At 64.9% G+C, this 17,847-nt stretch carries 16 protein-coding genes; 9 read left to right on the top strand and 7 right to left on the bottom strand.

Annotated features, from left to right (window positions below):
* Positions 1-8: 8 nt before the first annotated feature.
* From VE25_RS11215 to VE25_RS11200, 4 genes are all read left to right on the top strand, one after another.
* Positions 9-938 carry an ABC transporter permease gene (locus tag VE25_RS11215; protein ID WP_046108705.1) on the top strand — a complete coding sequence of 310 codons (930 nt, stop codon included), beginning with the start codon at positions 9-11 and terminating at the stop codon, positions 936-938.
* Positions 935-1,819, top strand: coding sequence for an ABC transporter permease (locus tag VE25_RS11210; RefSeq protein ID WP_046108704.1), 885 nt, complete (start codon positions 935-937; stop codon positions 1,817-1,819). The genes VE25_RS11215 and VE25_RS11210 overlap by 4 nt, the downstream gene beginning before the upstream one ends.
* 3 nt (positions 1,820-1,822) lie before the next feature.
* The gene (locus tag VE25_RS11205; protein ID WP_046108703.1) at positions 1,823-3,022 is read left to right on the top strand and encodes an aminotransferase class V-fold PLP-dependent enzyme; all 1,200 of its coding nucleotides are present in this window, start codon (positions 1,823-1,825) and stop codon (positions 3,020-3,022) included.
* A gap of 70 nt (positions 3,023-3,092) precedes the next feature.
* Entirely contained in the window at positions 3,093-3,824 is a 732-nt protein-coding gene (locus tag VE25_RS11200; RefSeq protein WP_046108702.1) for a FadR/GntR family transcriptional regulator, read from the top strand.
* A 146-nt stretch (positions 3,825-3,970) separates the two neighbouring features.
* Here VE25_RS11200 and VE25_RS11195 read toward each other — a convergent pair whose 3' ends face one another.
* Genes VE25_RS11195 through VE25_RS11175 form a run of 5 tightly spaced genes read right to left on the bottom strand, consistent with a single transcriptional unit; the run spans position 3,971 to position 9,659 of the window.
* A complete protein-coding gene (locus tag VE25_RS11195) occupies positions 3,971-4,816 on the bottom strand; it encodes an ABC transporter ATP-binding protein (RefSeq protein WP_046108701.1) in 846 nt (281 codons plus the stop codon).
* Positions 4,813-5,832: an ABC transporter ATP-binding protein gene (locus VE25_RS11190; protein WP_046108700.1), complete on the bottom strand. Its 1,020-nt coding sequence runs from the start codon at positions 5,830-5,832 to the stop codon at positions 4,813-4,815. Before VE25_RS11190 ends, VE25_RS11195 begins: the two co-directional genes overlap by 4 nt.
* Positions 5,833-5,836: 4 nt before the next feature.
* Entirely contained in the window at positions 5,837-6,694 is an 858-nt protein-coding gene (locus tag VE25_RS11185) for an ABC transporter permease (RefSeq protein WP_046108699.1), read from the bottom strand.
* Positions 6,694-7,698 (bottom strand): ABC transporter permease, encoded by a 1,005-nt coding sequence (locus tag VE25_RS11180; RefSeq protein WP_046108698.1) that lies wholly within the window; start codon positions 7,696-7,698, stop codon positions 6,694-6,696. Before VE25_RS11180 ends, VE25_RS11185 begins: the two co-directional genes overlap by 1 nt.
* 59 nt (positions 7,699-7,757) lie before the next feature.
* On the bottom strand, positions 7,758-9,659 hold the full coding sequence (locus tag VE25_RS11175; RefSeq protein ID WP_439328907.1) for an ABC transporter substrate-binding protein: 1,902 nt from the start codon (positions 9,657-9,659) through the stop codon (positions 7,758-7,760).
* 327 nt (positions 9,660-9,986) lie between these two features.
* Between VE25_RS11175 and VE25_RS11170 the strand changes: the two genes are divergently transcribed.
* Complete coding sequence (locus tag VE25_RS11170; protein WP_046108696.1) at positions 9,987-11,588, top strand: GH39 family glycosyl hydrolase; 1,602 nt, start codon at positions 9,987-9,989, stop codon at positions 11,586-11,588.
* 56 nt (positions 11,589-11,644) lie between these two features.
* On the opposite strand, the gene VE25_RS11165 is transcribed toward VE25_RS11170, so the two are convergent.
* Together VE25_RS11165 and VE25_RS11160 are read right to left on the bottom strand one after the other, a co-directional pair.
* A complete protein-coding gene (locus tag VE25_RS11165; RefSeq protein ID WP_046108695.1) occupies positions 11,645-12,301 on the bottom strand; it encodes a GntR family transcriptional regulator in 657 nt (218 codons plus the stop codon).
* A gap of 39 nt (positions 12,302-12,340) precedes the next feature.
* On the bottom strand, positions 12,341-13,327 hold the full coding sequence (locus VE25_RS11160) for a Gfo/Idh/MocA family protein (RefSeq protein WP_244466906.1): 987 nt from the start codon (positions 13,325-13,327) through the stop codon (positions 12,341-12,343).
* Positions 13,328-13,551: 224 nt separating this feature from the next.
* Between VE25_RS11160 and VE25_RS11155 the strand changes: the two genes are divergently transcribed.
* From VE25_RS11155 to VE25_RS11140, 4 genes are read left to right on the top strand one after another with little or no spacing between them, the layout of a single operon-like run.
* Entirely contained in the window at positions 13,552-15,252 is a 1,701-nt protein-coding gene (locus VE25_RS11155) for an IlvD/Edd family dehydratase (RefSeq protein WP_046108693.1), read from the top strand.
* On the top strand, positions 15,245-16,105 hold the full coding sequence (locus VE25_RS11150; RefSeq protein ID WP_046108692.1) for an amidohydrolase family protein: 861 nt from the start codon (positions 15,245-15,247) through the stop codon (positions 16,103-16,105). Before VE25_RS11155 ends, VE25_RS11150 begins: the two co-directional genes overlap by 8 nt.
* A gap of 22 nt (positions 16,106-16,127) precedes the next feature.
* The gene (locus tag VE25_RS11145; protein ID WP_046108691.1) at positions 16,128-17,060 is read left to right on the top strand and encodes a dihydrodipicolinate synthase family protein; all 933 of its coding nucleotides are present in this window, start codon (positions 16,128-16,130) and stop codon (positions 17,058-17,060) included.
* A complete protein-coding gene (locus VE25_RS11140) occupies positions 17,057-17,842 on the top strand; it encodes an SDR family oxidoreductase (RefSeq protein WP_046108690.1) in 786 nt (261 codons plus the stop codon). The genes VE25_RS11145 and VE25_RS11140 overlap by 4 nt, the downstream gene beginning before the upstream one ends.
* Positions 17,843-17,847: the final 5 nt, after the last annotated feature.

Raw genomic sequence — 17,847 nt, 5'->3', positions numbered from 1 at the left:
AGGAACCGATGCTGCCCTATGTCCTGCGCCGCCTGCTCTCGGTAGCCGTCACCTTCTTCGTGGTCTCGCTCATCATCTTCCTGATGATGCACTCCATTCCGGGCGGACCGTTCGACGCCAACGACATGCCGGTCTCCGCGGCCGTGCGGGAAAAGCTCATGGCGCAGCTGGGGCTGGACCAGCCGCTGCATGTCCAATACCTGCGCTACATGTGGGGCGTGCTGCACTTCGATTTCGGCGTGCCTTACCAGAGCCCGGGTGAAACGGTTATCCAGCTGTTGTCACGCGCATGGGTGCCAAGCCTGGTGCTCGGCGGGCTCGGTGTCGTCATCGGTGCGCCGCTGGGCATCCTCCTCGGCATGGCCGCCGCGCTCAACCGCAACACCTGGATCGACTATTTTGCCTCAACCGTCTCGACGATCGGCCTTACCATCCCGGTCTTCGTCACCTCCATGCTCCTGATTCTCGTGTTTGCCGTCTGGCTCAACTGGCTGCCGGCGAGCGGCTGGCCGCAACCGGAGCGCTGGATCCTGCCGATCGCCGCCTATGCGGCGATCCCGATGGCGACATATGCGCGCTACACCCGCTCGGCGATGCTGGACACCCTCAGCCGTCCTTTCGTCACGGTGCTGCGCGCCAAAGGGCTCTCGGAAAACCGCATCGTCTTCCAGCATGTGCTGCGCAATTCAGCCATCCCTCTCGTCACCGTGTTCCTGCCGATGTTCATCGGCACCGCCACCGGATCGATCTTCGTCGAGGCGATGTTCCGGGTCCCTGGGCTCGGCGCTTACTTCGTGTCTTCCATCGAGAAACGCGACTATCCCCTTGAGATGGCGCTGATGCTGATGATCACCTTCATGTACTGCATCGCCTACCTCCTCTCCGACATCGTCTATGCGCTGATCAATCCGCGTATCCGCATGGGAGGCTCCGAATGACCGAGGTCGCCGTGCCCATTGCCGACCTGCCCCAGCGAAGCCCTATCTGGTTCGCCTGGCAGCGGTTCCTCTCCAACAAGGCGGCCGTCGCCGGGGGGCTGGTGCTTGCCGTCCTCATCCTGATGGCGCTGTTTGCGCCGCTCATCACTCCGGTACCTCCCGAAGCGCAGCTGTTCCTGACGGAATCGCTCGCCTTCCCTTCCGCGCAGCACTGGTTCGGCGTCGACGGGCTGGGGCGCGACTTCTATACGCGCATCGTCTACGGCGCGCGGGTGTCACTCTCGATCGGGTTCATCGCGGCAGCCTTCAGCGTCGTCATCGGCATTCCGGTCGGTGCGCTTGCCGGATACTTCGGCGGCCGGCTGGACTGGTTCGTCATGCGCATCATCGAGTTGTTCTCGGTGGTTCCGCCGCTGCTCGCGGCCATGTTGCTGGGTGCGCTGACCCGGGGTGGTTACTTCACCATCGTGCTGATCGCCGCGCTCTTCGGCTGGGTGCAGGTGTGCCTGCAGGTGCGCGCACAGGTGAAGGCGTTCCGCGAAAGGGAGTTCGTGCGCGCGGCGCAGGCGCTGGGCGCCTCGCCCTGGTATATCATCCGCCGGCACCTGATCCCCAACTCCGTCAGCCCCATCATCGTCGGTTTCGTGCTGGCCATACCGCTCGCCATGATGCTCGAAGCCAGCCTGAGCTTTCTCGGCATCGGCGTGCCGCCGCCGACGCCCACCTGGGGCCAGATGATCAACGAGGGCATCGACTATATGTTCTTCTACTGGCATATGGCCGTCTTCCCCACGGCCGCCCTCGCCATCACCGTGCTGGCGACCTCGCTCTTCGGCGATGGCCTGCGCGACGCGCTCGATCCCACCCTGAAAGGCCGCTGAATCGTGTCCGACAATCTCGCCCGGCATTTCCTCCTGCGTGAGGATGTCGTCTTCCTCAATCACGGTTCGTTCGGCGCCTGCCCGCGCCCGGTCTTCGAGACCTATCAGGCCTGGCAACTGGAGCTGGAGCGTGAGCCAGTCGATTTCCTCGGCCGCCGGCTCAACGAGCTCATGCGCGTTCCCCGCGAAGCGCTGGCCGCCGAGCTCGGCGCCGGCGCCGGCGACATCGTCGGCCTGACCAACGCCACTACCGGCCTCAACATCGTCGCCCAGTCGCTCGACCTCAAACCCGGCGACCAGATTCTCACCACCGATCACGAATACTCGGCGCTGGAGAAGACCTGGGCTTATGTCTGCCGCAAGACCGGGGCCGAAGTGGTGGTCGCCAAGATACCCATGCCGCTGGTGAACGAGGCGCAGTTCACCGATGCCATCCTTGCCGGCATGACCGGCCGCACCCGCGTGCTCTTCCTCAGCCACATCACCTCGCCGACCGCGCTCATCTTCCCCATCGAGAGAGCCGTTGCCGAGGCGCGTCGGCGGGGCATCTGGTCGGTCATCGACGGCGCCCACACCCCAGGGCATCTCCGGCTCGATCTCGATGCGCTCGGGGCCGACTTCTATTCGGGCAATTGCCACAAGTGGCTGATGACGCCAAAGGGGTCGGCGTTCCTCTATGCCCGGCCGGAGGTGCAGCATCTGCTCAATCCGCTGGTCATAAGCCACGGCTGGACGGCAAAATCCAAGGAACCGGGGGCCAGCGGCGCCTTTGGCAACTCGCCCTTCATCGATGAAGTCGAGATGCAGGGCACCCGCGATCCCTCTGCGTGGCTCTCTGTGCCCTCGGCTCTCGCCTTCCGCCGCGAGCATGACTGGGACGGCGTCGCCGCTCAATGCCGCGCCCTGGCGCAGGAGACCGCGATGCGCCTTGCCGAGCTGACGGGGCTCGATCTCCTGAGCGCTCCGGAATTCTGCGCTCCGCAAATGGTGGCCATGGCCCTGCCGGACTGCGATACCGCCGAAATTCATCGGACGCTGTTCGACACCTACAGGATCGAAATCCCCGTCTTCAGATGGCAGAAGACGTGTATCGCACGCCTGTCGGTCCAGGGTTACAACTCGCGCGCCCAGATGGACCGGCTGATCGAAGCGTTGACGGAATTGCTCGACTTGCGCTCGCCCGCCCGGCAAGCGGCGCGATGACGCGAGGCTGACAAGACGCGCGAAACGTGGTGTGTGGGGGTAAAGCCACCATACGGGAGGACATGGCGCGGTGAGAGGACAAGACGCCCTGCGCTATCTGGAGCCGCTGGAGCCGCGCACGCGCGGCGTCGCCGTGCTCGACGCCCTGGCGGAAATGATCGAGCGCGCGGGGCTGCGGATCGGCGACAAGCTGCCGCCGGAGGTTTCGCTCGCCGCCACGCTCGGCGTCGGACGCTCGACCATCCGCGAGGCGCTCAACCGGTGGGAAGGCCTCGGCATCATCAAGCGCCGGCGCGGCGACGGCACCTATCTCACCGCCCGCGTCCAGGCTTCGCGCGGGCTGGTGCCGACCATGGTGCGTCTGGAGGGCGAGGCGCTGCTCCGCCTCATGGAGATCCGCCGGACGCTGGAAAACGACGTCGTGCGCAAGGCAGCGATCAATGCCACCCGCGCGCAACGCGAGGAAATCTCGCGGCTTTGCGATCTGTTGCTGCTCGAGGTCAACTCCGGCCGCCCGTGGCGCGAAGCCGATCATGCCTTCCACGGCGCGATCTACGATGCGTCCGGCAACCCGATGTACGGCCAATTGCTGATCAACCTCGACCACGCCCTCGAACGCGGCGGGTCCTCGCCGTTCTCTGCGGACGCGTTCGGCCTCGATTCGTTTCCCATCCACCGTGAGCTGGCCGACGCCATTCTCGCCGAAGATCCGCAGCTCGCGGTTGTCGTCATCAACCGCCTGCTCGATACGGTGGAAGCGGAAGTACGCGCGATCATAGACGGACGTAGACTGCAGGAGTGACCCCTCTCAACCGAAGCGCCGTTCAAGTTCTTGGACCTCTTCTTTGGTAAGGGCCTCGGACCGTAGGGACGCACGAGGCAACATCGGCAGGAATTCAGTCAATGCCTCGTCAGGAAGGAGGTATCGTTTCGTAGCGACTGGAAGGCTTAGACTGCCGAAACTGCCGAGCGGCGTCTTTCGAGGGCGAGTCGTGCCGCGGTCGGATCGGGGGGCAGCACCGCGTTCTTGAGAGCCAGTGAGTACGCTTGTTGCGGATTGTCGAGAACGGCCCTGGCCTCTCCCGCCTCTATGACATCGCCTTTGTGCATGATGATGACGCGGTCCGAGATGTAATAGGCCGTCGCCAGGTCATGGGTGATGTAGATGATCGATACGCCCAGATCGTCGCGTAAAGTGCGGAAAAGATTGACGATCGACATCCGCAGCGACGCATCGACCATCGAGACCGGCTCGTCGGCGACGATAAGCTTGGGACCGGGGATCAGCGCCCGCGCGACGGCAATGCGCTGGAGCTGGCCGCCGGAAAGCTCATGGGAATAGCGTCCCTTCACCTCGGCAAGGGAGAGACCGACATGGTTGAGGGCCTTGTCGAGCGCTTCGTCGGCGGCGGCGCCACGCACACCCAGGAAGCGTCTCGCGGTGGAATAGAGATAGTAATCGAGGGTGGTCAGCGGGTTGAACGCCTCGAACGGGTTCTGAAAGATCGGCTGCACCCTGGCCATGAACGCAAGGCGCCGGCGACGGCTGCGCAGCTGCGACACGTCTTCGCCCATGAAGCGGATGGTGCCGGTCGTCGGCGTTTCGTTGCCGAGGATCATGCGGGCAATGGTGGTTTTGCCGCTGCCGGACTCGCCGACGATGGTGAATATCTCCGGCCGCGTGTCGTCGAGGGCGAAGGTCGCGCCCTTGACCGCCTGCAGCTTGCTGCGGTCGAAGAAGCCGCCGATGGAGAAGGTCTTGGTGACCGACTGGAGTTCGAGAAGCACGCTCATGCGACCTCCACCTCCCCTGCCCGCCAACATGCGACACGTCCGGTGGCGCGCGAGACGAGCGGAGGATTTTCGACCTTGCACCTGTCGATCGCGAGCGGACAGCGCGGGTGGAAGCGGCAGCCCGATGGCGGATCGCTGAGGTTGGGCGGCTTGCCGGGCAAGGCCTTGCGCCGCGAGACGTCGCCGAGGCGCGGCAGGCTCGATATGAGGTGCGCGGTATAGGGGTGCTGGGGCCGCGCGAAAGCGTCGTCGGTCGGTCCCTCCTCCACCAGCCGGCCGGCATAGACGATGCCGATGCGATCGGCGATGGCGGCGTGAACAGTCATGTCGTGGGTGACGAAGACGACCGACGAGCCCAGGCGCTGCTGCACGTCCTTGATGAGAGCCAGCACGTCCTGCTGCACGAGCACGTCGAGGGCGGTCGTCGGCTCATCGGCAATGATGAATTCGGGCTCGCAGACGGTCGCGAGCGCGATGGTCAGGCGCTGGCGCATGCCGCCGGAGAGCTGGTGCGGGTAGGATTCGAGCACCCGCGGATCGAGGCCGAGGCGCTTGAGGTGTCCCTCGACCCGGCTGCGGAACTGCGCCGGCGAAAGCCCCATATGCCTGAAGGCGAAGTCGTCGAAGGCGTGCCGGACCTTGCGGACCGGGTTCAACACGTTCATCGAGCCCTGCATGATGTAGGAGAGGTGCCGCCAGCGGGCGGCCTTCATCGCCTTGGGTCTGGCATAGACATCAAGCTGCGACCCGCCGAAATCGAACTTGACCGAGCCGGAGACGACCCGGAGCGGCGGCGTGATGGCGCCGGCGATGGTCTTGATCAGCGTCGACTTGCCCGACGAGGATTCTCCGGCGATGCCATAGATCTCGTTGCGGTTGATGGTCAGCGTCACGTCGTCGACGGCGCGCACTTCGCGCGACACGCCGAAATAGTTCATCTGGTAGTAGGCCTTGAGGTTCTCGACCTCGAGGACCGGGCGGGTGCGGGTCGGTGCGTCAATGGTTGCTGCGAGCATTGGTTCAGCCTCCCATCCGGCTCAGTCGGCTGCGCGGGTCGATGTATTCGTTGACCGAGATCGCGAGCAGGAAGAGGCCGAGGAACAGGATCACGATGGCGATGATGGGGAAGGCGATCCACCACCAGATGCCGGCGATGATCGCCTGGTGCTGGTTGGCCCAGTAGATCATGCCGCCAATGGTCGGCCGGTTGATATCGGAAAAGCCCAGGACCGAGAGGGTGACCTCGAGGCCGATCGCCCAGATGAGGTTGTTCATCGCGGTGAAGAACACCACCGGCATCACATAAGGCAGATGCTGGCGGATGAGGATCTGCGGCACGCTCATGCCGGCGAACACGGCATGGCGCGTGAACTCGCGATGGCGGAGGCTGAGGACCACAGAGCGGATGAGCCGCGCGTCGTGGTTCCAGCCGAGGAGCGCGGCGGTCAGCGCGAGCACGGGCCAGTTCATCTGGTCGCGCATGACGAAGTAGACGAGCAGCAGGATCGGGATGTTGGGCAGCGCGATCAGCGTATCGTTGACCGTCATCAGCGCCTCGTCCCATTTGCCGCCCAGATACCCCGAGACCATGCCGACGGTGACGGCGAGCAGGCGGCTGAGGACTGTGACCGTCAGGCCGAAAGTCATTGTGTTCCAGATGGCCGAGCTCATCTGCCAGAGGACGTCCTGCCCGCGCGAGGTGGTGCCGAGCCAGTATTCGGGCGACGGCGGCATGTCGGGCGGCAGCAGGTAGATGGCGGTATCGGGGTAAGGCGCGAAGAAGTGCGCCAGCGCAAAAAGGAATATCCCTGCGGTCAGCACGAAACCGATGAGGAACTCGACATTGTAGCGCAGGAGGTCGCGGAGGATCTTGAACATCAGCCGAGCCTCACGCGCGGGTCGATCAGGGGATAGATGAGATCGATGACGAAGACGGCGATGGCGACCGCGATGATCGACATGGTGGTCACTCCGAGCACGAGGCTGTAGTCGCCGCGATAGATGCCCTGCACCAGGAGCCGTCCCATGCCGGGATAGTTGAAGAGAAACTCGGTGATGACCGCGCCGCCGAACACGCTGCCGAGGCTGAGCGCCAGCCCCGTGACCTGCGGCAGCAGGGCGTTGCGCGCCACGTACTGGCTGAAGATCTTGCTCGAGGAGACGCCGCCAAGTTCGGCATAGACCACGTGATCGTCAGTGACGATGTTGGAGACCAGCGACCGCATGGAGATGAACCAGCCGCCGATGCCCGCCAGCACCAGCGTCATCGCGGGCAAGGTACCGTGGAGGATCAAGGACCGGATGTAGTCGAACGTCAAACTCGGCTGCAGGTTCATCTGTGCGCCGCCCGAGATGGGCAGGACCGGCCACGCGTAACCGAAGATGAGCAGCAGGACGAGGCCGAGGATATAGGCCGGCACGGGATGGAGCGCCATCACAGTCGCGCCGGCGAGCTTCAGCATCAGGTTCGAGCGAAAATAGCCGGCGAGCGCTCCGAGCAGATTGCCGAGTATCCAGGTGATGACGACGGCCAGTGTTAGAAGTCCGATGGTCCAGGGCAACGCGCCCATGATCAGCGACATGACGGGCGTCGGGAAGGACGAGAGCGAAGGGCCGAAATCGCCGCGCACCACCCTGCCCCAGAACGAGAGGTATTGATCGAGAAACGAGCCTTGGAGGCCGTAGAGCTCAGCCAGCGCCTCGCGCATCAGCTCGACCGAGCGCGGATCGGTCGCGCCGAAATTGGTCATCAGCGAAACCGTCTGCTCGACCGGATCGACCGGCGACAGGTTGGTGATGAGAAACGTCAGCGAAACGCCCAGGAACACCACGAGGATGAACTGGAAGAAGCGCCGGACGAGATACTTGGCAAAGCCGTCCATCTGCTCACCGCTGCTTGGGATGAAAAGCCGGGCAGCTGTGAAGCCGCCCGGCCGAAAGGTCAGGATTGCGGGGCGTTCGGGTTGGCCTCGAGTGCCACGATCATGTAGCGCAGGTTCGACCAGAACGGACCGGAGGCCGCATAGGGGTTTGCCGCGCTCGGGTATCCGGTCCAGTAGGTCGTATCGAACGGGGCGAACTTGTTGTAGGCCATCAGCGGGATGAACGGCATCTCCTCGACGGCGAGTTGCAGGTACTCGATACCGAGCTCGGCAACCTTGGGATCGTCGAAAGCGACGGTCCGGTTGGTCTCGATGATGGCATCGAGCCGCTCGTCCTGCCAACGTTGCAGGTTGCGCGGCGGCTGCACCTCGCCCAACGGCTTGATGAAGTCCGAGTGGTAGCTCTCGAGGAAGAACGAGAGGTCCGGGTGGCCGCCCCAGGTCTCGACGGTCCAGTATATGGCCGCCTCGAAGTCGCCGGCGCCGAGGCGCTGCCCGTTGGTGGGGCCGGCGACGTCGACCGTCGTCTGGATGCCCTCCATCGACCATTGCTGAGCGATGATGGTGCCGGCACGCGCCAGCGTCGGGATATTGTCGCCCTCGACCATCAGGCGGATGGTGAACGGCGTGCCGTCCGGCTTCATCCACTGGTTGCCCTGCTTGGTGAAGCCAGCCTTCTGCAGGAGCTCCGTCGCTGCCTGGATGTCCTGCTTCCACCAGCCGAAGCCGAACATGCGCTTCAGGAGGTCCGGGTCGTCGGGGATGTCGTCGCCCCATTGCGGACGCACGAGAGCGGCGATCTGGTCGGCGGTGGTCGGATCATAGGGCCGGATGCTGCGCGAGCCGGTATCGAGTTCGAAATCGGTCAGCCATTGTTGCATCGGCTCATAGTAGTCCACGATCGCCGTGCCGGTCGGGGGCGTCGAGAGCGCGGCAAGGTTGGCAGCCCCGCGATAGGAGCCCATCGCGACGGCGCGGATGTCGATGAGCAAGGCCAGCGCCCAGCGCACGTCCCTGTTCTCGAACGGCTCGACCTGGTGGTTGAAGAGGACCGACGGCAGGGTCGGGTCCGGATGGGCAAAGGGGAAGCCGTCGAACCAGTAGGCGCTGTTGGCGCCGGCCTGGCGGGCGATGGTGAACATGCCCTCGGGCGCGATGTCGTTGATGACGTCGAGATTGTGGTTCATCTGCTCGATGACGCGCGCGTCCGGATTGCCGGCGTTGCGGTAGACGACGTATTTGACCTGCGGCGCTTCCTCGAGCTCCTGGCCGATGGAGGTGCGCTCCCAATCGTCGCGCAGCTTCCAGATCACCCAGTTGCCGGCCGTGTCGTAGCTGTGCAGCACATAGGCCGAGAGCGACACCGGCGGGTTGTTGTTGAAGGCCAGCGGGTCCTCGACACCCTCGAACACATGCTTTGGCATGATCCAGGCGGCGTTCCAGCGCACGGTAAAGAGCGTATGGAAGCGCGAGTTGGGTGCATTGAGATTGAATACGACCGTGCGCGGATCAGGCGCCTCGACGCTTTCGACATTCACGGTGAACGGCGCGCTCCAGCCCATGCCGGGATTGGCGATCTGCGTCTCGACGGTAAAGACCACGTCGTCAGCGGTGAACTCGACGCCGTCGCTCCAGTAGATGCCTTCCTTGAGCTTCACCGTCATCTGGGTGAAGTCCTCATTATACTGCGGACGGTCGGCGGCGAGCGCGTTGGTCCAGGCCGAGTCCCCGGTTCCTTCCGGGTTGATGAACCAGAACGTGTCGGCGGTCAGCTGCTGCAGCCCGTTGTTGCTGGCCCCGCCACCCGGAGCCCACAGATTGAACCACTCGGCGTTCTGCGCCGCCGGTCCCTGGATGATCAGTGCTTCGTTGCGCGGTATGCCGGCGATGAAATCCTGCGCGGCGGCGGGCAGGACCGTCATGGCAAGGCCCAGTGCTGCCGCGACCAATGTCTTGAACATCATGGTCGTTCCTCCTGTCGCCCGCACCCGGCGGGCTGGGCGGCGTCCGGGCATCGCACCCTCGCCGCTCCCCTCTGTTGGAGACGCGGCGCCATTATCCTCCATGGCGCCGGTCCACCTTCTTTATCGACAATTCTCAATTGAATGGCAATACGATTATCGACAAAACACGGAGGAAAATACGCCATAGCAGCGGTGCGACCGAACTTTCGCCGATAATACCGGCTCGTATTATTGACAAAAGTAGCGACTGGGTTACGTTGCGACCATGGCGCGGCCGGCACGGAGCCGTCGACGCGACCGACTCAACGAGGCTGGAGAAACCGGATGACTACGACGTATGACGTCACCATCGACGTCGACGCAGGCACGAGCCGAGGCGCCTATCGGCCGCTCTGGAACTGGTTCGGGTACGACGAGCCCAACTACACCTATACGGCGAACGGCAAGAAGCTGCTGAAGGAGCTCACGGAACTCAGCCCCGAGCCGGTGCGCGTGCGTACCCATAATCTCCTGACCTCGGGCGATGGCAAGTATGCCCTCAAGTGGGGCTCGACCAACGCCTATACCGAAGATGCGAACGGCAATCCGGTCTACGACTGGACGATCATGGACAATATCTTCGACGCCTATGTCGAAGCCGGGAACATTCCCCTCATCCAGGTCGGGTTCACGCCGGAGGCTCTCTCCGACGATCCGGGGCCTTACCGGCACAAATGGTCCATCGGCGGCGACTACGGCACGATCACCACCGGCTGGGCCGCGCCACCCAACGATCTCAAGAAGTGGGGCGGGCTGATCCATGCCTGGGCGCGGCACCTGGCCGACCGTTACGGTGAGGAAAAAGTGCTGTCATGGCCGTGGGAGGTGTGGAACGAGCCGGACGGAGCCTATTGGAAGGGAACCGTGGCCCAGTTCTGGGAGCTTTACGACGTCACTGCCAAGGCCATCAAACGCGCCCTGCCCGGCGCCCGCGTCGGCGGCCCGCATACTTGCGGCGCGTTCTCCAACCCGCGCGCGCAAACGTTCCTGCGCGAATTCCTGCGGCTCGTCGTCGAGAACGACAGCCCCATCGACTTCATCGCCTTCCACGCCAAGGGCAATCCGGTGATCTGGAAGGACCACGTGCGCATGGGCGTCGCCAAGCAGCTGCGGGACATCGAGACCAATCTTTCGATCGTCAACGAGTTTCCGACCCTCAGGCATCTGCCGACGGTGATCGGCGAGTCCGATCCGGAAGGGTGCGCAGCGTGTTCGGCGCGGATTCACCCCCAGAACGGTTACCGGAATGGTCCCCTTTACGGGGCATATGTCGTTGAAAGCATGCTGCGCACGTACGAAATTTCACAGCGTGCGGGGATAGAGATCGAGGGCGCGGTGACCTGGGCCTTCCTCTTCGAAGAGCAGCCCTGGTTCGACGGCTTCCGCGACCTCGCGACCAACGGCGTCGACAAAGCGGTGCTCAATGCCTTCCGCATGCTCGGCATGCTCAAGGGCGAGTGGATCGAGGCAAAGAGCGACCACGCCCTCGACCTGCAGACCATTCTCGAACACGGCGTGCGCGAGCAGGCCGACGTCAACGCCGTCGCCACGCGCGACGACAAGGGCGTCAGCGTTCTCGTCTGGAACTATCATGACGACGATGTCGAGGATGGAGCAGCGAACGTGTCGGTGGCATTGGCGGGGTTGCCGGCCGGCAACCTCTCGCTCAGTCATTACCGCATGGACAAGGATCATTCCAACGCCTTCGGCGTCTGGAAACAGATGGGCTCGCCCCAGGACGTGACGGGCGCCGACTACGCGCGGCTCGAGGCCGCGGGCAAACTGGCAACCCTGGAAACGGGCACGGTCGAGGCGAAGGACGGCAAGGCGGTCCTCTCGGTCCAGCTGCCGCGACAAGGCGTGTCGCTCCTCCGGCTCGAGTGGTGATACTCGCGCCTGCGGCACCCGGCGCCCGCCCTCCTCCCGGGCGGGCGCCTCGTTTTTCAGGTTTCGACGAGTTCGATGTAGCGCTTCTTGCTCGGCTGGAGGTGGTCGACGCAGAGCTGGGCGAGGACCCAGTTATCCCGGCCTTTCAGCATCTCGATCATCAGGGCGTGCTGGCTGTGGGCGATATCGAGCGCCGACCGATCGGACATGGAGTTGGCGCGGACCGGCAGGCTGAAGCGCATGTAGAGCTCGATCGTCTGAACCAGGTACTTGTTGCCGCACGCCCCGAACAGGGTGAGATGGAAGCGGTCATTGGTCTCGTGCACGCCGCGCAGATATCCGGATTCGATGTGCTCGCCATGCTCCTTGTGGATCGCCAACAGTTCGTCGATCAGCGATTGCCGAGCGGGCAGAGGAATGAGCAAGGCCGCCTGTCGTTGCACCAGTTCGCGAACGGCATAGATCTGGCGCACTTCGTCGGCCGTGAGCGAGCGGACGGTCGCGCCCTTGTTGCGCTCGCGCACCACGACGCCCATCTGCTCGAGCTGCACCAGGGCCTGGCGCACGAAATGGCGGGTAACCGGAAACCGCGAGAGCAGGGAATCCTCGGTCAGCCGCGTGCCGGGCGCCAGCCGGCCGAAGATGATGTCTTCTTCCAGCGCGCGCACGATGCGCTCGTCCTCGTGCTCGGTGCGGTCAAGCTCGCTCATCATCGGCACATCCAGGGTGCAGGGTTTACTGTCGCGTTTCTATCAGCTTTGCCGGGTAGCTTGAAATCCACTCGTGGCGTAGGCCGCCTCGACGATGCGCAGCGTCTCCAGATTGTCCACCGGATTGGTCTCGAACGGACTGCCCTCGCGAAGGCAGTCGAGGAAATGGGCGATGGCATCGCTATAGGCGGCCTGATAGCTCGTCGCGGGATCGAACCGCTCCGTCCTCTCCTTCGGCCCGATCAAACGAAGGTCCGTCCCGTCGAGCTGCGCCGTTGCTGCCTCTCCATGGATCCACAGCCGATCGACGGGCGCGGGCGGGGCTCCGTGAACGGCAAGGTTGCCCCAGATATCGACTGGAGCCCCATCGATGCGCCGCCTGAGGCGCAGGATCGCCACGTCCTCGCCCACGATCTCGTCATTGCTGCGCGACAGCCACGCGCTCTCGAGATCGAGCTCTCCCAGAAGGAAGCGCAAGGTGTCGATGTGGTGGATCAGCACCTCCATCACCAGCAGCCGCTCGAGCCGACGAAAGAAAGGTTGGCGCACAAGCGCCGGCCGTGCGCCCGTCTCGTCGGGCAGCATGCCGCTCGAGTGGAATTCGAGCCGCACCGCGCGAACCGAGCCGACCGCCCCCTCGCCCAACCATCCGTGCAGCCGGCGATAGTAGGGCCGGAAGCGCCAGTTCTCGTGAACCATCACGCGGGCATCGCCGATCTCGGCGACGAGTCGCACCGCTGCAGGCAGCGTCGGGGCCAAGGGCTTCTGGCAGAGCACGGCAAGTCCGTTCGCCAAGCCGCGACGCACGTCGGCGGGGTGGCTTTCGCGCGGAGAGCAGACATCGAGGCAATCGAGCGCCTCCCCGGCCAGCATCGCATCGGCGCTCTCATAAACCGCCGGTATGCCGAACGCTTCGGCGCGCGCCTGCGCGGCGGCGATATCGGGATCGCAGATCGCAACCACGCGCGCATCCGGGCGCGCCCGCCATCCGGGCAAGTGGTACTGTGTCACCCAGCCTGCGCCGATCACTCCAACCTTCAAAATCCGACTCCGTGATTTTTATCAATAATATTGCACAGACAGTGCACATCGCCAATCCCAACGGAGAGGCAGGAGTCAAGAATTTTCCGGCGATTTTTCGAGAGGGTATATGGCCTCGGGAAATGCCTATCCGGGTTTTTTATTGACAATCTGAGATGCCCCTGTTGGAATGCCCGGGACATGAACAGCGGAGATCCGCCGGGAGGTATGGTTTGACGCGCGGACTTCGCAGGCGACTGACGAGCTATGGGGACGAGGAATTCTCGCTCTTCCTGCGCAAGGCCTTCATTAAGGCCATGGGGTATTCCGACGACGCGCTCGACAGGCCGATCGTCGGCATCGCCAACACCTATTCCGACTACAACCCATGCCACGGCAACGTGCCGCAACTGATCGAAGCGGCCAAGCGCGGCGTGATGCTGGCGGGCGGCATGCCCATGGTCTTCCCGACCATGTCGATCCACGAGAGCTTCGCGGCGCCTACGTCCATGTTCCTGCGCAATTTGATGGCCATGGAAACCGAGGAGATGGTGCGCGCCCAGCCCATGGATGCGGTCATCCTGATCGGCGGGTGCGACAAGACCATCCCCGCCCAGATGATGGCGGCGGCCAGCAGCGAGGTGCCGGCCATCATCCTGCCCACCGGGCCGATGGAGACCGGCAACCATCGCGGCGAGCGGCTGGGGGCCTGCACCGATTGCCGGCGCATATGGGGCCAGTACCGCGCTGGCACAATCGACGGCGAGGAGATCGGCGAGATCAACGGGCGGCTGGTGAGTTCGGTCGGCACCTGTACCGTGATGGGCACGGCTTCCACCATGGCCTGCCTCGTCGAAGCGATGGGGTTGGCGCTTCCGATGTCCGGGTCGGCGCCGGCAACTTCTGCCGAGCGGGTGCGCATCGCAGAAGAAACCGGCCGGGCCGCGGTGGCCATGGCGCATGATGGCCCGACGGCGGCCGAAGTGCTGACGCCGTCTGCCCTGCGCAATGGCCTTGCCGTGCTGCAGGCGCTCGGCGGATCGACCAATGCGGTGGTGCATCTGGCGGCCGTCTACGGTCGACTTGGCCGCAAGCTCGACATGGCCGAACTCGACAGGCTGGGGCGCGAGGTGCCCGTGCTGGTGGACCTCAAACCTTCGGGCGTCGCCTATATGGGCGAGTTCCACGCAGCCGGCGGCGTGCCGCGGCTTCTCTCCGAGATCGCGGACGTACTGGACCTTTCCGCGCCGCGTGCTTTCGGCGGGACCATCGCGGACGCCGTCGCGAAACTGCCTGCCCGCCACGAAGAGCACATCATCCGCCGCCGTACGCAGCCCGTGTCGGAAACCGGCGCGATTGCCGTGCTCTCGGGCAATCTTGCCCCGCGCGGCGCCGTCATCAAGCATTCGGCGGCGTCTCCCGCCCTGCAGGTCCATGAAGGCCGTGCGGTCGTCTTCGAATCCGTCGAGGACATGACGCGCCGTCTCGACGACGACGAAACCCTCGCCATCGCCGCCGACGACGTTCTCGTGCTGCGCAATGCCGGCCCCAAGGGCGCGCCGGGGATGCCCGAGGCCGGTTACATCCCCATTCCTCGCCACCTGGCGCGGCAAGGCGTCAAGGACATGGTGCGCATTTCCGACGCGCGCATGAGCGGCACCGCCTTCGGCACCGTCATTCTGCACGTCACGCCCGAGGCCGCCGACGGAGGGCCGCTGGCCATCGTCAGGACCGGCGACCGCATTCGCCTGGACGTGCCGGCGCGCCGGCTCGAGCTTCTGGTTCCCCCCGAAGAACTGGAGGCCCGCATGGCGGCGCTGGAGCCGCGCCCCTCCGCTGAGCGTCGGGGCTACGCCCGTCTCTACCAGGAGCACGTGATGCAGGCCGATGACGGCGTCGACTTCGATTTCCTGCAGGACGGAGTCGATGGCTAGCTTGACCGAAGCCGCGCTCTGCCTGCCGCCGAGGCCGCTACGCAACCGCGCGGGCATCAAGCTGCCCGACGGCACCTGCGACAGCCATCTGCACGTCTTTGCCGCAGACGCCCCCCTGGCCGCCGTGCGCAGCTATACGCCGCGACCCGAGACACTGGCGGGCTGGCTGGCGCTGGCGGAAAGCTTCAACATCGCGCGCGGCATCGTCGTGCAACCGAGCGTCTACGGGCTCGACAACAGCGTGCTGCTGACCGCGCTCGCGGCCGAACCCAAGCGCCTGCGCGGCGTCGTCGTCATCGACGGAACGGCGGGCGATGCCGAACTTGCCCGCCTTCGCCGCCTCGGCGTGCGCGGCATCCGGATCAACCTGACCAACAAGGCAGGCATCGGGCTGGAGGCGATCGAGGCTCTTGGTCCCCGCATCGCCCGGCACGGATGGCATCTTCAGTTCCAGGTCAAGCCGAACAGCCTCGATGTGGTCGCCGGCATCGGGCGCCGGACGGGTCTGACCGCCGTGATCGATCACCTTGCCTTCATGCCACTCGATGAGCCAGGCAATGTTTTGGCGGCCCTGCGGCGCGTGCTGGACGGCGGAACCGTGCTTCTCAAGATCACCGCGCCCTATCGGCTGCGCGACAATACGCGCCGCGACGGCTATCGCGAGGTCGTTGCGGGTCTTGCCGCCACCCACCCCGAGCGGCTGCTCTGGGGCAGCGACTGGCCGCATACCGAGCTCTTCGAGGCGATGCCCGAGGAGGATGACCTCGTCGCGCTCGCCCTCGACGCCCTGCCCCGGCATTGCCACGAGACCGTTTTCGTGCGCAATCCGGATGCCCTCTATTGGTCCGACTGACCTTAATGCCTGGAGACCAGCCATGCCGCTGCTGACCGAAGACGCCAAGGGCGTCTACATCATCGCCGTCACGCCGTTCGGCGACGACGGAGCCGTCGATCTCGCCAGCATCGACCGGATGGTCGATTTCTACGCGGAAGCAGGCGCGACGGGGCTGACTATCCTCGGTCAGCTTGGCGAAGCACCCAAGCTCACCGCCGCCGAATCGCGCGAACTTGCCCAACGGGTGGTCGCGCGCGCCGGGGACCGGCTGCCGGTGGTCGTCGGGGTCTCGGCGCCGGGCCTGGCGCCGATGCGCGAGCTGACCGACGCGGTGATGGACATGGGTGCGGCCGGGGTGATGGTCGCGCCGCCATGGACGCTTTCGACCGACGACCAGGTCTACAATTACTATGCGTCCGTCGGCGAGGCGCTTGGGCCCGTGCCGTTCGTGCTGCAGGACTATCCGCTGACCACCAACGTCACCATCGCACCCAAGGTTATCGAGCGGATCGTGCGCGACGTGCCGACCTGCGTGATGCTCAAGCACGAGGACTGGCCGGGCCTTTCCAAGATCAGCGCGCTGCGCGCCTCGAGCGACAAGGGGGAGACGCGGCGCATCTCCATCCTCTGCGGCAATGGCGGGTTGTTCCTGCCCGAGGAGATGGGACGCGGCGCCGATGGGGCGATGACGGGGTTCTGCTACCCTGAAATGATGGTCGGCGTCGTTTCCGAGTACCAGAAGGGCGATGCGGAGCGGGCGCATGACATCTTCGATGCCTACCTGCCGCTTGCCCGCTACGAGCAGCAGCAGGGGATCGGCCTCGCCTGCCGCAAATACGTGCTGGCCAAGCGGGGCGTGATCGCGACAGGCAAGCTGCGCAAGCCGGGAGCCGCGCTTTCGCCTGCCGACGTCGCCGACGTCGAGCGGCTACTGGCGCGCCAGGAACGCCGGCTGCAGGAGATCGGCGCATGAAACTGGGGCTGGACGGCAAGCGCGCACTTGTCATCGGGGCAAGCAAGGGGCTCGGCGCGGCGATTGCCGTAGCGCTGGGCAACGAGGGCGCTCACGTCATCGGCGCGGCGCGTTCGACCGACGCCATCGGAGCGCTCAACAAGGAGCTCGAAGCCGGCGCGACGGGAGAGATCGTTGCCGCTGCGCTGGACCTGGCGGACTCCGGATCGGTCGCGCAACTTATCGCCTCCCTCGCAGCACAAGGCGGCGTCGACATCGTCGTCAACAATTCGGGTGGGCCGCCTCCGGGCGAGGCGCGCGAGATCGAAGCGGCAACATTCGAGAAGCAGTTCGGCGTGATGGTATCGCCCCTCATCGCCATCACGCAGGCAATGCTGCCCGGTATGGTCGAGCGCAAATGGGGGCGCGTCGTCACGCTGACCTCCTCCGGCGTCGAATCCCCCATTCCGCGCCTCGCCCTTTCCAACGCGTTGCGGCAATCGCTGGTCGGCTGGAGCAAGACGCTGGCGAGCGAAGTCGCGGCGGATGGCGTGACGGTCAACGTCGTGGTGCAGGGGCGCATCCATACCGATCGCGTCGACGAGCTCGACGCGGCGACCGCCAAGCGGCTCGGCAAATCCGTCGAAGACGTGCGCAAGGCCTCGCTCGCGACGATCCCGGCGGGCCGCTACGGCAGGCCGGAGGAGCTCGCCGATGTCGTGGCGTTCCTCGTCAGCGAACGGGCATCCTACGTCACCGGTTCGCTGGTGCGCGTAGACGGCGGCACGATACGTTCGATTTGAAGCTC

This window comes from Devosia geojensis (assembly GCF_000969415.1).
Lineage (GTDB): Bacteria > Pseudomonadota > Alphaproteobacteria > Rhizobiales > Devosiaceae > Devosia > Devosia geojensis.
Note: the sequence above shows the minus strand (reverse complement) of the source record. Positions and strands in the feature narration are given on the sequence as shown.